Source organism: Pseudomonas sp. MWU12-3088, from assembly GCF_023242405.1.
Classification (GTDB): Bacteria; Pseudomonadota; Gammaproteobacteria; order Pseudomonadales; family Pseudomonadaceae; genus Aquipseudomonas; species Aquipseudomonas kribbensis.
In genome coordinates this window covers 50,764-64,826 of record NZ_JALJEA010000008.1, presented here as the reverse complement: position 1 = coordinate 64,826, position 14,063 = coordinate 50,764, and the positions used below count along the sequence as shown (strand labels likewise).

The window sequence follows — 14,063 nt, the reverse complement described above, 5'->3', positions numbered from 1 at the left end:
TTCCATCACGTTCAAAACCCGTTTCCCATCCGCCCGGGATGGCCGTGAAACCGCCGCTCATTTGCCCATAAACCCCCTATCTGCTAGTGTCGCGCCGGTTTAACGTCAACCGGAATTAGCCGCCATGGCCCGCAAAAAAGCTGCACTGGATTTCGAACAGTCCCTCGCCGACCTGCAAACACTGGTCGAGCGTCTGGAGAACGGTGAATTGTCGCTGGAAGACTCGCTGACCGCTTTCGAGCAGGGCATTGGTCTGACCCGTGACTGCCAGGCAGCGCTGGCCCAGGCCGAGCAGAAGGTCCAGGTGTTGCTGGAACGCGATGGCGAGCTGGCCGAGGAACCCTTCGACGCGGATCAGCCAGAATGATCGCGGCGTATTCGGCGACCAGTCAGGCGCGGGTCAATGCGGCACTGGAAACCCTGTTCAATGCACCGCTGCCGGAACTGGCGCGGCTTTACGAAGCGATGCGCTACAGCGTGATGAACGGCGGCAAACGCGTGCGCCCGCTGCTGGCCTACGCCGCGTGCGAAGCCCTTGGCGGCAAGGCCGAGCAGGCCAACGGCGCGGCGAGTGCAGTGGAGCTGATCCACGCCTACTCGCTGGTACACGACGATTTGCCGGCGATGGACGACGACGATCTGCGTCGCGGCCAGCCGACCACTCACAAGAAATTCGATGAAGCCTGCGCGATCCTCGCCGGCGACGGTTTGCAAAGCCTGGCGTTCAGCGCCCTGCTCGACCCGCGTCTGAGCGACCTGAGCGCGGATATCCGCCTGCAACAAGTCACAGCACTGGCGCACGCGGCAGGCCCGGCCGGCATGGTCGGCGGCCAGGCCATCGACCTCGGCTCGGTTGGTCTGAAGCTCGATCAGAAAGCCCTCGAACAGATGCACCGGCACAAGACCGGCGCGCTGATCGAAGTCAGCGTCAAGCTCGGCGCCCTGGCCAGCGGCCGCGCCGAGAAGGATGAACTCAAGGCCCTGCAAAGTTATGCACAGGCCATCGGCCTGGCGTTCCAGGTGCAGGACGACATCCTCGACGTCGAAAGCGATACCGAAACCCTCGGCAAGCGCCAGGGTGCGGACATTGCCCGCGACAAGCCGACCTACCCGGCCCTGCTCGGCCTCGACGCCGCCAAGGCCTATGCCCTGGAACTGCGCGATCAGGCCCTGCACGCGCTGCGACCGTTTGACGCGGCTGCCGAGCCGTTGCGCGATCTGGCCCGGTATATCGTCGACCGACGCAACTAAAGGCTAATCAGCCAAAAAAGACCAACGCGTGGGCAGGGGACGATGCATCAGGTAAACTGCCGCATCTTTTATACCTATAACGATTCGCCTGATGCCCACGACGTTCCATGAGATTCCCCGCAAGCGCCCGACCACGCCCCTGCTCGACCGCGCGAACACGCCGGACGGCCTGCGCCGGTTAGGCGAAGCCGAGCTGGAAACCCTGGCTGATGAGTTGCGCCTGGAATTGCTCTACACGGTCGGCCAGACCGGTGGGCATTTCGGTGCCGGCCTGGGTGTCATCGAGCTGACCATCGCGTTGCATTACGTCTTCGACACCCCGGACGACCGGCTGGTGTGGGACGTTGGTCATCAGGCCTATCCGCACAAGATCCTCACCGGTCGTCGCGAGCGCATGGAAACCCTGCGCCAGAAGGACGGCATCGCCGCCTTCCCGCGCCGCTCCGAGAGCGAGTACGACACCTTTGGCGTCGGCCACTCCAGCACCTCGATCAGTGCCGCGCTGGGCATGGCCATCGCCGCCCGCCTGCAGAACAGCGATCGCAAGGCGATTGCCGTGATCGGCGACGGCGCGCTGACCGCCGGCATGGCCTTCGAGGCGCTGAACCATGCGCCGGAAGTGAACGCCAACATGCTGGTGATCCTCAACGACAACGACATGTCGATCTCGCGCAACGTCGGCGGTCTGTCGAACTATCTGGCGAAGATCCTTTCCAGCCGCACCTACGCAAGCATGCGTGAAGGCAGCAAGAAAGTGCTGTCGCGCCTGCCCGGCGCCTGGGAAATCGCCCGTCGCACCGAAGAATACGCAAAAGGCATGCTGGTTCCCGGCACCCTGTTCGAAGAGCTGGGCTGGAACTACATCGGCCCGATCGACGGCCACGACCTGCCGACCCTGATCGCCACCCTGCGCAACATGCGCGATCTGAAGGGCCCGCAGTTCCTGCACATCGTCACCAAGAAAGGCAAAGGCTTCGCCCCGGCGGAAGTCGATCCGATCGGTTACCACGCCATCACCAAGCTCGAACCGCTGGACGCCCCGGCCGCTGCGCCGAAGAAGGCCGGCGGGCCGAAGTATTCCGGTGTGTTCGGCGAGTGGCTGTGCGACATGGCCGCTGCCGACCCGCGTCTGGTGGGCATCACCCCGGCGATGAAGGAAGGCTCGGACCTGGTGGCGTTCAGCGAACGCTTCCCGCTGCGCTACTTCGACGTGGCAATTGCCGAGCAGCACGCCGTGACCCTCGCGGCCGGCATGGCCTGCGAAGGCGCGAAACCGGTGGTGGCGATCTACTCGACGTTCCTGCAACGCGGTTACGACCAGTTGGTGCATGACGTTGCGGTGCAGAACCTCGATGTGCTGTTCGCCATCGACCGCGCCGGTCTGGTGGGCGAAGACGGCCCGACCCACGCCGGCAGTTTCGATCTGTCGTTCCTGCGTTGCATTCCGGGCATGGTGATCATGACCCCGAGCGATGAAAACGAACTGCGCAAGATGCTCACCACCGGTCACCTGTACAACGGTCCGGCGGCGGTGCGATACCCACGTGGCACTGGCCCGAACGCGACCATCGAGAAGAACCTCGAACCGATCGAGATCGGCAAAGGCGTGGTTCGACGTCAGGGCAGCAAGGTCGCCCTGCTGGTCTTCGGCGTGCAACTGGCCGAAGCGCTGAACGTCGCTGAAACCCTGGACGCCACCGTGGTCGACATGCGCTTCGTCAAACCGATGGACGAAGCGCTGGTGCGTGAAATCGCCAACAGCCACGACCTGCTGGTGACCATCGAAGAGAACGCGATCATGGGCGGCGCCGGTGGTGCGGTCAGCGAATTCCTCGCCCGCGAGAACATTCTCAAGTCGGTGCTGCACCTGGGCTTGCCGGACATTTACGTCGAGCACGCCAAACCGGCGCAGATGCTGGCCGAGTGTGGGCTGGACGAGGCCGGGATCGAAGCGGCGGTGCGTGAGCGCCTGGAGCTGCTCAACAAGTAAAACGCAATGCCCATGTGGGAGCGGGCTTGCTCGCGAAGGCATCGGATCAGTCGATAACGAGTTGACTGACACACCGTCTTCGCGAGCAAGCCCGCTCCCACATTTGATTTGTGTACACCTGAAAGATCAATGGACTGCCGATGAACCTCTCGCGCCTCGCCCTGCCCCTTCTCCTGCTGCCAACCACCAACGCCCTCGCCGACACCTTCGAGCGCGATCAGGCCCTGAAGCTGCCGGACGTGCTGATCAGCGCCAACCGCCAGGTGGAAGCGCGCAACGACAGCAGCGCCGCCAACACTGTATTCACCCGCGAAGACATCGAGCGCCTGCAACCAAGCAGCGTCACCGACCTGCTGCAACGGGTACCCGGCGTGCAAGTGGCGCAAACCGGCGGGCGCGGCAGTCTGCCGGGGGTCTACATCCGTGGCACACAATCGGCGCAGAGCCTGGTGCTGGTCGATGGCCAGCGCATCGGCAACTCGACGTCCGGCGACAGCAACCTGCAGCACCTCAACATCGAGCAGATCGAACGCGTCGAAGTGCTGCGCGGTTCGCGTTCGGTGATTTACGGCAGCGATGCGATTGGCGGAGTGATTCAGATCTTCACCCGGCGCGGCGCTGAGCAAGGCTTGCAGCCGCGAATGCATGTCGGTTTCGGCAGCAACCAGACCTGGGAGCGCAGTGTCGGCCTGTCCGGTGGCGATGAGAAAACCCGCTTCAACCTCGGCGCCAGCCTCGATGAAACCGCGGGGATCGACCGCACCCACGAGTCGTACCCCAGCGACAGCGATCACGATGCCTACCGCAACAAATCCATCAGCCTGAGCCTCAGCCATGCGCTGACCGATGACATCGAAGTCGGCGCCAACCTGCTGGATAACCGTGGCAAAAGCGAGTTCGACAACCCGTTCGGGCGCTTTGACCCGGTCACCTTCGACTCCGTCCAGCAACAGCCCTACAGCGATTTTGCTGTCAGCAGTTTCAGCAGCTACATCGATGCGCGGATCAACGAGCGCTGGAAATCGCGCCTGGAACTCGGCCACAGCGAAAACCGTGAAAAAACCTTCGACAAGCTCAGCGACGAACGCTCGGTATTCAACACCTACCGCGACTCGGTGACCTGGCAGAACGACCTGACCCTCGATGCACGCAACAGCCTGATCCTCGGCGGCGACTGGTACGAAGACCGGGTCAACAGCAGCACCGCGTTCGACGAGGACAGCCGCTGGAACCGCGCCGCGTTCATCCAGCATCGCTTCCAGGCCGACAGTTTCTCCACTGAACTGGGCCTGCGCCGTGACGACAACCAGCAGTTCGGCGGCCAGAACAGCTGGAGCGGCACGCTGACGTTGCCGGTCAACCCGGACAACGATCTGTTGCTCAGCTACAGCGAAGGCTTCCGCGCGCCGACCTTCAATGACCTGTATTACCCGGATTTCAGCAACCCGAACCTGAAACCGGAAACTTCGAAAAGCTACGAGCTGCAATGGCGCAGCCAGTTGAGCGACAGCAGCCGCCTCGAAGCGTCGCTGTATCGGACCGATCTGGAAGACGCGATCATCTTCGGCAGCAACTCACGCCCGGAAAACGTCGCCTCGGCACGGATCAACGGCTTCGAAGCAGCGCTGAAACAGGACCTGTTCGGCTGGCAGAGCAACCTCGGCGTGGCAATCATCGATCCTCGCGACCGCGACACCGGCCACACCCTGGCGCGCCGTGCCCGTCGCACCATGAGCTGGGATCTGGATCGGCAATTCGATCGCCTCGGCCTCGGCGCCAGTTGGCAGGCCGTCAGCAGCAGTTATGACGACCTGAAAAATCAGCAGCCTTTGGGTGGTTATGCGTTACTGGGACTGCGCAGCAGCTGGGCGCTGGACCGTGAGATCAAACTGGATTTCAAGGTGGATAACCTGCTGGACAAGGGTTACAGCCGGGCGCTGTACAGCCATGACGACAGTCAGTATGGCTATCGTGAGGAAGGCCGAGCGTTCATGTTCGGGGTGACCTGGACACCACAGCTCTAGCGCTCAGCGGTCTGGCGCGATCAGTTGGCAGAGCTTGGCCGTCGCCTCGATCATCTGCCCGCTCGGACGCTCCAGACCTTTATCGGTGACCAACAGCAGTTGCCTGTGCTTCACCGCCGCCACCTGCGGCCAGGCATTCCACGCATTCAGTTGTGGCTGGTCGCCGGCCAGAATCACTTCGGGATCACGCTGTAAAACGGCTTCGATGCTCACCTGCGGCGCCGGCAGCGTCAGGTCGGCAAACACATTGCGTGTGCCGCACACTTCAAGCGCATCGCTGATGATCTGCCCGCCGCCGATGGTGTACAGCGGCTTGTCCCAGACTTGATAGAACACCCGCAGCGGCGCTTCCCGTCGATAGCGCTGGCGCAGCTCATCGAGTTTCAGTCGCAGCTCGGCCGCCCGCTCAACCCCGCGTTCAGGACGACCGAGCTGTGTCGCGATGGCTTCGATCTGCGTGGTCAACTGCTCGAAACTGTGGGGTTCGGCAACGAAGGTCGGGATGTTCAGGCGCTTGAGCTGATCGCGCTGAGCCGGGCCGACACTGCCGGGCCACAGCAGCAACAAATCAGGCTTGAGGCTGAGCAGCCGCTCCATGTCGAGCTGGCCGTAACGGCCCACCGAAGGCACATCCTTGATCGCGGACGGCCGGTCACCGGCATCCAGCACGCCCACCAGCAGATCGGCCGAATTCAGCTCCACGACAATTTCAGACAGGGATGGCGCGAGACTGACCACCCGCAGGGCGGCCAGGGTTTCGCTGCTGACGGCCAGCAGCAGAACCGCCAGCCAGAGACGACGCATCAACCGAGTTGACGCGGGATACGGTAGAGGTAGAACAGCACCGCCGTGGACAACGCCAGCAGCATCAACGGCACCGCTTCGAGGCCGACGAACACCGCCAGTGCGCCAATCCACGCCGGTAATCCCGCCGCCAGAAACGCAGTGCGACGACGAGCCGCGAGGGCAATCCAGGCAGCGGGTTCATCCGGGGTATCGAGGGCCTTTTGCGTGGCGATCAGCGCATGCTTGTAGCGGCCGAAGAACTTCAGGCTGACAAACATCGAGGCCACACCGGCAATGAACAACGGCATCGCCAGCACCGGCATGATCGCTTCGCTCTCGCCGAATACGGCGTTGAGCACGAACAGCGGCACCAGTGCCAGCGCCAGGTATTTCCACCAGGCGACCGACAGGCGGCGGCGCACCTGACCCCGGGTCACGCCCGGTCTACCTCGCCCTGATGTTCGTTGCCCATCATATGGTCGAGCTTGCTGGCCTTGGTCGCCAGGTAGAGTTTGTTGTGCGGGTTGTGGCCGGTGTGCAGCGGCACGCGCTCGGCGACGACGATGTTCATGTCGGCCAGGGCTTTGACCTTGCGCGGGTTGTTGGTCATCAGGCGCAGGGATTTCACGCCCAGATGCTCGAGCATCGGCAGGCACATGGCGTAGTCACGCTGGTCGGCGGCAAAGCCCAGACGCTCGTTGGCTTCAACGGTATCGGCGCCGCCGTCCTGCAATTCGTAGGCACGGATCTTGTTCAGCAGGCCAATGCCACGACCTTCCTGACGCAGATACAGCAACACGCCACGGCCTTCACGGGCGATCGCCTTGAGGGCGGCCTCCAGTTGCGAGCCGCAGTCGCAACGCTGGCTGAACAAGGCATCGCCAGTCAGGCATTCGGAGTGCAACCGGCCGAGTACCGGGGCACCGTCGGCAATCTCACCCAGGCTCAGCACGACGTGCTCGCGGCCGGTGGCTTCATCGAGAAAACCGTGCATGGTGAATTGCGCAAAAGGCGTTGGCAGCTTGGAAGCGGCGACAAAAACGACAGGCACCGGTGTGCTCCTGATCTAAAAAGTCCGAGATTCGCTGGGCGGCATTGTAACAGCAGGTTCCGGCAGACGCTTAGGCTGAATTATCGGCCATAACGATCAAAAAGTTTGATGACTGGCCTGCCTTCATTGCCCCCGGTCGAACGGATACGGCTGTTTCCAGCGTTCGAAGATGGGCTTCAATTCGCCGCTTTTCACCAGTTGATCCATGCGCTGGTCGTAGATCGACATCAGCGCACGGGCCTGAGGTGTGTCGGCAAAGCCGAGGTACAGCGGCAACTCAGCCAGATGCGAGTAACGGTATTGCGAAGGGTCGGAGGCATTTCTCACAACCGCTTCGATTTCCGTCAGCGCGTCGATGTAGTAATCCGCCCGCCCCTGTTTGAGCATCGACAGGATCCCGGTGCGGCGTTCGATCTGGTTGTAACGCTTGATGTTCGGCAGGTAGGTCTCATAACGATAACCCCGCACCCAGGCCAGCCGGTATTTGCCGAGGGTGGCCTCGGTCGGTGCCGGATTGCTGGCAAGGCCCAGTGCGTAGATGTGGTCGGAATCGAAGTTCCATTTTGGATACAGAACCTGCTCGGCCTCGCCGCGATAGGAGCCGACCAGCGCGTCGACTTCCTTCAACTGCACCAGGCCCACCGAACGGGTGTACGGCACGGTGCGGATGTCCAGGGTCACGCCGGCCGGTTCGAACACCTTGCGCAGGACGTCCCAGCCCAGGCCGTGGCCATCGGCGGCGGTGTAATCTTCCCAGTCTTCGCTGGCCAGGTGAATGACCGACGGCGGCGCATCCTGTGCATGGGCAACCGCACCCAGCAGGATAAAAAACAGTATCGCCAACCCGCGTCGAGCCATCCCTGTGTCCCTCATCCACGCCTTGAAATCAGGCGAAAATCCACACCAGACCCTGCATTGCCAGCCAGGCGAACACGCCCGCCAGCACGTCGTCGAGCATGATGCCGACGCCGCCATGCACATGCCGGTCGATCCAACGGATCGGCCATGGCTTGAGAATGTCGAAGAAGCGGAACATCAGGAACCCGGCGAGCAGCCAGTACCAGCCTTCCGGCACCAGCCACAGGGTGATCCACATCCCGACCATCTCGTCCCAGACGATGCCCTCGTGGTCGTGCACCCGCAGATCGTCGGCCACCTTGCCGCACAGCCAGAAGCCGAACAGCATGGTGATTCCAAGCATCAGCCAGTAGCCCCAGTCGGGCAACATCTGCCACAACGGAATAAAGGGTAGCGCAACTAACGAGCCCCACGTGCCCGGTGCTTTCGGCAAGGTGCCGGAACCGAAGCCGAACGCGATGAAATGCCAGGGGTTGCGCCAGACCGACGGCGGAACGAATTCGCCGGGAACCTGTTTCGGGTGATCTGTCACGGTGACTCCTGAAAATGTTGATAACCCCGGATTTGCGGGGTGATGTCATGCCCTTCGCGGTCCAGCAGCAGCACGCCCTGCCCCTCTGCCACACGCCCGATCACATGGATCGGCCAGCCATCGGCCAGCAGCGCCGGCAATTCGACGGACGGCAAGGTAAAGGCCAGCACGTAATCATCGCCACCGCTCAACGCCGCGCGCTCGGCACCGCGCTGACCAAGAAACGCCACCAGCGCATCCGACAGCGGGAGACGCTCGCGCTCGACTTCGAGGCGAACCTTCGAAGCCAGAGCGATATGGCCGCAATCGGCGAGCAGGCCATCGGAGATATCCAGCGCCGAGGTGGCCTTGCCGCGCAGGGCTTGACCGAGAGCCAGTTGCGGTTGCGGCGACCAATAGTGATCGAGCAGCGGCTGGCCGATGTGCGGCTCGGCGTCACGCTGGCCAAGCACCAGCGGCAAGGCGCCAGCGGCATTGCCCAATTCACCGCCGACACACAGCAAGTCGCCGGACTGCGCGCCGCTACGGGTCAGGGCCAGGCCGGCCGGGACACGACCAAACACGGTGACGGTGAGGCTCAACGGCCCGCGCGTCGTGTCACCGCCGACCAGCGCCACACTGCAGCTTTGCGCCATGCGGTTCAAACCACGGGCATAGGCTTGCAGCCAATCGGCGGTCACCGTCGGCAAGGTCAGGGCAAGGGTAAAGGCGACGGGCGTGGCGCCCATGGCAGCGAGGTCGCTGACCGCCACGGCCAACGAGCGCTGACCGAGCAGAAACGGATCGCAGGGATCGGCGAAATGCACGCCGGCCACCAGCGTATCCGTGGAGATCGCCAGCTGTTCCCCGGAAGGAACCGCCAGCAGGGCGCAGTCGTCGCCGATCCCCAGTGCAACGCCCTCGCCGCCCTGCGCACAAGGCGCGGCGGCGAAGAAATTGCGGATCAGCTCAAACTCGCCCATGAGGTCTCAAGCGCGTTTTAGCGCTTGAACGCCTTCACTTCAGCTTCACGCAGGCGTGGGGCCAGCTTGTCGAGCACGCCGTTGACGAACTTGTGGCCGTCGGTCGAACCGAACACTTTGGCCAGTTCGATACCTTCGTTGATCACAACGCGGTACGGCACGTCGACGCGCTTGAGCAGTTCCCAGGTGGACAGGCGCAGAACCGCCAGTTCAACCGGGTCCAGCTCTTCGATCGCCAGGTCCAGGCAAGGCTTGAGCGCGGTGTCGATTTCGGTGCGGTTGGCCGGAACCCCGTGGAGGATTTCGCGGAAGTACGCACCATCGACATCGGTGAAATCGTTATCGACCCGGAACTGCGCTTCGATCTCGTTCAGCGAAGCCTTGGCCATGTGCCATTGATACAGGGCCTGAGTCGCGAGCTGACGGGCTTCGCGGCGCTTGGCGCTCTTCGATGGCTTGCCGGCATCCGCAGGTTTCGGATCGCGCGGGTTGAAACGATCGCTATCGTCGCTAATCACTTGGCCTCCAACTGCGCCAGCAGGCTGACCATTTCCAGAGCGGACAGGGCAGCTTCAGCACCTTTGTTGCCGGCCTTGGTGCCGGAACGTTCGATGGCTTGCTCGATGGAATCGACGGTCAGGACGCCGAAAGCGACCGGTACGCCGAATTCCATGGACACCTGGGCCAGGCCCTTGGTGCATTCGCCAGCCACGTATTCGAAGTGCGGAGTGCCGCCACGAATGACCGCGCCCAGGGCGATGATTGCTGCGAACTCGCCTTTCTGGGCGACTTTTTGCGCAACCAGCGGGATTTCGAAGGCGCCAGGTGCGCGGATGATGGTGATGTCGCTTTCGCTCACGCCGTGGCGAACCAGGGCATCAACTGCACCGCTGACCAGGCTTTCAACCACGAAGCTGTTGAAACGGCCCACTACCAAAGCGTAGCGGCCTTTAGGGGCGATGAAGGTACCTTCGATGGTCTTCAGGGTCATTCGTCAGATCTCTTAAAGAGCCGGGACGCGTCTGTTTCGCGTCCCTCAGTGATTTATTTGCCGCGAATTCGGGTCCGGAAACAACCGGTCATTATTCGGAGGGCACGTATTCTACAACTTCCAGATCGAAACCGGATATCGCATTGAACTTCATCGGTGCCGACATCAAGCGCATTTTGCGTACACCGAGGTCACGCAGGATCTGCGAACCGGCACCGACGATGCTGTAGGTGGTCGGTTTTTTCACCGCTGCCTGATCGCCGGTTTCGCGGATATGCGCCAGCAACACGTCGCCGTCGAGCGGGTGACCGAGCAACAGCACCACACCGCTGCCGGCCTCGGCAACCGCAGCCATGGCGGCACGCAGGCTCCAGCGGCCCGGCTGCTTGACCATCAGCAGGTCGCGCAGCGGGTCCATGTTGTGCACGCGAACCAGGGTCGGCTCTTCGGCGCAAACGGTGCCCAGGGTCAGTGCCATGTGCACGTCGCCTTCCACGGAATCACGATAGGTCACCAGGTTGAATTGGCCCAGTTCGCTGTCCAGCGGCTGCTCGGCAATCCGCTGAACGGTACGTTCGTGGATCATCCGGTAGTGAATCAGGTCGGCGATGGTGCCGATCTTGATGTTGTGCTCAGCCGCGAAAGCTTCCAGTTCGGCGCGACGGGACATGGTGCCGTCGTCGTTCATCACTTCGCAGATCACGCCGCTCGGCTCGAAACCGGCCATGCGCGCCAGGTCGCAAGCCGCTTCGGTGTGACCGGCACGCGCCAGGGTGCCGCCGGCCTGGGCCATCAGCGGGAAGATGTGGCCGGGGCTGACGATGTCTTCGGCTTTCGCGTCTTTTGCCGCAGCCGCTTGCACGGTGCGCGCGCGGTCAGCGGCGGAGATGCCGGTGGTCACGCCTTCGGCAGCTTCGATCGATACGGTGAACTTGGTGCCGAAACCGGAACCGTTGCGCGGCGCCATCAGCGGCAGCTTCAGGGTTTCGCAGCGCTCGCGGCTCATCGGCATGCAGATCAGGCCACGGGCGTGCTTGGCCATGAAGTTGATGTGCTCGGCCTTGCAGCATTCGGCGGCCATGATCAGGTCGCCTTCGTTCTCGCGGTCTTCGTCATCCATGAGGATGACCATCTTGCCTTGGCGGATGTCTTCAACCAGTTCTTCGATGCTATTGAGCGCCACAAGGCACCCCCTTCAGTCAGGATTTGAGGTAGCCGTTGGCGGCCAGAAAGCTTTCGGTGATGCCACCGGACGTTGGCTCTGCGGCCTTGTCACCCAGTAGCAGGCGCTCCAGATAACGCGCCAGCAAGTCGACTTCCAGGTTCACCCGGCGACCTGGCTTGTAGGACGCCATGATGGTTTCGCTCAGGGTGTGCGGAATGATCGTCAGCAGGAATTCGGCGCCATCGACCGCGTTCACGGTCAGGCTGGTGCCGTCGACGGTGATCGAGCCTTTGTGGGCGATGTACTTGGCCAGCTCCTTCGGCGCGCGGATGCGAAATTCCACGGCGCGGGCATTGTCGCTGCGCGAGACCACTTCGCCGACACCGTCGACGTGACCGCTGACCAGATGCCCGCCGAGACGGGTGGTCGGGGTCAGGGCTTTTTCCAGGTTGACCGGGCTGCCGCTTTTCAGGTCATTCATGGCGGTGCAGTCGAGGGTTTCGCGACTGACGTCGGCGGCAAAGCCGTCACCCGGCAGTTCCACGGCGGTCAGGCACACGCCGTTGACTGCGATGCTGTCGCCGAGTTTGACGTCGCTCAGGTCGAGCTTGCCGGTTTCGACATGCACCCGCACATCGCCGCCCTTTGGGGTCAGTGCGCGGATACTGCCGATGGATTCGATGATGCCGGTAAACATGGGGTTCTCCTTGAGAACGAAGCCAGCGCTAACGCGATGGCCGGGAATTATACGCTCGCCGATGAGACAGGGATTGCAGTGACTCGCCAGTCATCGCCAACCGCGCGAATTTCAGTGATTTTCAGCTCCGGCGCATCCTTCATATAGGCTAGCGGCCAGTCCAGCAACGGACGCGCCGTGGAGCCGAGAAACTTGCCGGCGATGAAGATCACGAACTCGTCGACCAGACCAAGCCGGGCAAACGCGCCGGCCAGTCGCGGGCCGGCCTCGACCAGCACTTCGTTGACGCCGCGACTGGCCAGCTCGATCAGCAATTGGCGTAGATCGACCTGACCGTCATCACCCGGCACGATCAGGCATTCCGGGCCATGGGCGTACTGTTCTTCGATGGCCACACAGGTGGCAACCAGCGCCGGGCCGGCCTTGAAGAACGGTGCATCCAGCGGCACTCGCAGACGTCCGTCGATCAGCACCCGCAGCGGTGGACGGCTCAGGGCCAGCGCGGTTTGTTCGGCATCCAGCCCCAGCTCATCGCCGCGCACGGTCAACCGTGCGCCGTCAGCCAGCACTGTGTCGGCCCCGGTCAGCACCACACTGGCCTGGGCACGCAACCGCTGCACCGCCGAACGCGCGGCAGGGCCGGTGATCCATTGGCTCTCGCCGCTTTCCATCGCGGTGCGACCGTCGAGGCTCATGGCCAACTTCACCCGCACGAACGGCAAGCCGTGCTCCATGCGTTTCAGAAAGCCTTGATTGAGCTTGCGCGCCTCGCTTTCCAGCACGCCGCTTTCAGTGGCGATGCCGGCATCGGCCAGACGCTGCAGACCGCGCCCGGCGACTTGCGGATTGGGATCGCGCATCGCCGCGACCACCCGACCGACACCGGCATTCACCAGCGCATCGGCGCAGGGCGGTGTACGGCCGTGGTGGCTGCAAGGTTCGAGGGTCACGTAAGCCGTGGCGCCCCGGGCCAGTTCACCGGCGGCGCGCAGAGCGTGGACTTCGGCGTGGGGTTCGCCGGCACGCTCATGCCAGCCTTCGCCGACAATCTGCCCGTCGCGCACGATCACACAGCCGACCCGTGGATTGGGATGGGTCGTGTAATGCCCCTTGCGCGCCAGTTCCAGGGCCCGGGCCATGAAACGGGCGTCGAGGATGGCCTGTTCGGCGGCGGTCATTCTTTCACCGGCTCACGGGCGAGACGGTCGATCTCTTCGCGGAACTCGTTGAGGTCCTGGAAGCGGCGGTACACGGAAGCGAAACGGATGTAGGCGACTTCATCGAGCTTTTGCAGCTCGGCCATCACCAGTTCGCCGACCACGAGGGATTTGACCTCGCGTTCGCCGGTGGCGCGCAGCTTGTGTTTGATGTGCACCAGCGAGGACTCGAGACGCTCGACGCTCACCGGACGTTTCTCCAGGGCGCGCTGCATGCCGGCGCGGAGTTTTTCTTCGTCGAACGGTTGGCGGCTGCCGTCGGTTTTGATCAGGCGCGGCAACACCAGTTCGGCCGTCTCGAACGTCGTGAAACGTTCGCCGCAGGCCAGGCATTCACGCCGGCGGCGCACCTGTTCGCCCTCGGCGACCAGACGCGAGTCGATGACCTTGGTGTCGTTGGCACCGCAGAAGGGACAGTGCATGGTGGCTGGCAACAAAAAAAGGGAGGGCCATGGTAGCGCATCCCGGTGGCAAGACAAGCCATAGGCTTTGCGGTATACAGACTGCCATGATCGTTTGATCCATGGATTTCATTTTGA

The 14,063-nt window shown here is 62.9% G+C and carries 16 protein-coding genes; 4 read left to right on the top strand and 12 right to left on the bottom strand.

Going from position 1 to position 14,063, the window contains the following annotated elements; genetic code table 11:
• Positions 1-124: 124 nt before the first annotated feature.
• The 4 genes from M5B98_RS19110 (at position 125) to M5B98_RS19095 (ending at position 5,265) form a co-directional block, all read left to right on the top strand.
• Positions 125-367: an exodeoxyribonuclease VII small subunit gene (locus tag M5B98_RS19110; protein ID WP_007894317.1), complete on the top strand. Its 243-nt coding sequence runs from the start codon at positions 125-127 to the stop codon at positions 365-367.
• A complete protein-coding gene (ispA, locus tag M5B98_RS19105) occupies positions 364-1,251 on the top strand; it encodes a (2E,6E)-farnesyl diphosphate synthase (RefSeq protein ID WP_096820759.1) in 888 nt (295 codons plus the stop codon). The genes M5B98_RS19110 and ispA overlap by 4 nt, the downstream gene beginning before the upstream one ends.
• Positions 1,252-1,342: 91 nt before the next feature.
• The gene (gene dxs, locus M5B98_RS19100; RefSeq protein ID WP_248743637.1) at positions 1,343-3,241 is read left to right on the top strand and encodes a 1-deoxy-D-xylulose-5-phosphate synthase; all 1,899 of its coding nucleotides are present in this window, start codon (positions 1,343-1,345) and stop codon (positions 3,239-3,241) included.
• A 140-nt stretch (positions 3,242-3,381) separates the two neighbouring features.
• On the top strand, positions 3,382-5,265 hold the full coding sequence (locus M5B98_RS19095; protein ID WP_248743636.1) for a TonB-dependent receptor domain-containing protein: 1,884 nt from the start codon (positions 3,382-3,384) through the stop codon (positions 5,263-5,265).
• A 3-nt stretch (positions 5,266-5,268) separates the two neighbouring features.
• Here M5B98_RS19095 and M5B98_RS19090 read toward each other — a convergent pair whose 3' ends face one another.
• The 12 genes from M5B98_RS19090 to nrdR form a co-directional block, all read right to left on the bottom strand.
• A complete protein-coding gene (locus M5B98_RS19090; RefSeq protein WP_248743635.1) occupies positions 5,269-6,069 on the bottom strand; it encodes a cobalamin-binding protein in 801 nt (266 codons plus the stop codon).
• Positions 6,069-6,488 carry an MFS transporter gene (locus tag M5B98_RS19085; RefSeq protein WP_114885795.1) on the bottom strand — a complete coding sequence of 140 codons (420 nt, stop codon included), beginning with the start codon at positions 6,486-6,488 and terminating at the stop codon, positions 6,069-6,071. Before M5B98_RS19085 ends, M5B98_RS19090 begins: the two co-directional genes overlap by 1 nt.
• Positions 6,485-7,102, bottom strand: a complete 618-nt coding sequence (gene ribA, locus M5B98_RS19080; RefSeq protein WP_248743634.1) for a GTP cyclohydrolase II — start codon at positions 7,100-7,102, stop codon at positions 6,485-6,487. Before ribA ends, M5B98_RS19085 begins: the two co-directional genes overlap by 4 nt.
• Before the next feature lie 123 nt (positions 7,103-7,225).
• Positions 7,226-7,960, bottom strand: a complete 735-nt coding sequence (locus M5B98_RS19075) for a substrate-binding periplasmic protein (protein WP_248743633.1) — start codon at positions 7,958-7,960, stop codon at positions 7,226-7,228.
• Between the two features lie 28 nt (positions 7,961-7,988).
• The gene (locus M5B98_RS19070; protein WP_065259550.1) at positions 7,989-8,492 is read right to left on the bottom strand and encodes a phosphatidylglycerophosphatase A; all 504 of its coding nucleotides are present in this window, start codon (positions 8,490-8,492) and stop codon (positions 7,989-7,991) included.
• The gene (gene thiL, locus M5B98_RS19065; protein ID WP_248743632.1) at positions 8,489-9,454 is read right to left on the bottom strand and encodes a thiamine-phosphate kinase; all 966 of its coding nucleotides are present in this window, start codon (positions 9,452-9,454) and stop codon (positions 8,489-8,491) included. Before thiL ends, M5B98_RS19070 begins: the two co-directional genes overlap by 4 nt.
• A 17-nt stretch (positions 9,455-9,471) precedes the next feature.
• The gene (nusB, locus tag M5B98_RS19060) at positions 9,472-9,972 is read right to left on the bottom strand and encodes a transcription antitermination factor NusB (RefSeq protein WP_085712321.1); all 501 of its coding nucleotides are present in this window, start codon (positions 9,970-9,972) and stop codon (positions 9,472-9,474) included.
• The gene (gene ribE / locus M5B98_RS19055) at positions 9,969-10,445 is read right to left on the bottom strand and encodes a 6,7-dimethyl-8-ribityllumazine synthase (protein WP_003228649.1); all 477 of its coding nucleotides are present in this window, start codon (positions 10,443-10,445) and stop codon (positions 9,969-9,971) included. Before ribE ends, nusB begins: the two co-directional genes overlap by 4 nt.
• A 91-nt stretch (positions 10,446-10,536) precedes the next feature.
• On the bottom strand, positions 10,537-11,628 hold the full coding sequence (gene ribBA / locus M5B98_RS19050; protein ID WP_065259547.1) for a bifunctional 3,4-dihydroxy-2-butanone-4-phosphate synthase/GTP cyclohydrolase II: 1,092 nt from the start codon (positions 11,626-11,628) through the stop codon (positions 10,537-10,539).
• Positions 11,629-11,644: 16 nt separating this feature from the next.
• Complete coding sequence (locus M5B98_RS19045; protein WP_085712322.1) at positions 11,645-12,307, bottom strand: riboflavin synthase; 663 nt, start codon at positions 12,305-12,307, stop codon at positions 11,645-11,647.
• Positions 12,308-12,354: 47 nt separating this feature from the next.
• A complete protein-coding gene (gene ribD / locus M5B98_RS19040; RefSeq protein WP_248743631.1) occupies positions 12,355-13,485 on the bottom strand; it encodes a bifunctional diaminohydroxyphosphoribosylaminopyrimidine deaminase/5-amino-6-(5-phosphoribosylamino)uracil reductase RibD in 1,131 nt (376 codons plus the stop codon).
• A complete protein-coding gene (nrdR, locus tag M5B98_RS19035; RefSeq protein ID WP_003228656.1) occupies positions 13,482-13,946 on the bottom strand; it encodes a transcriptional regulator NrdR in 465 nt (154 codons plus the stop codon). Before nrdR ends, ribD begins: the two co-directional genes overlap by 4 nt.
• Between the last annotated feature and the right edge of the window lie 117 nt (positions 13,947-14,063).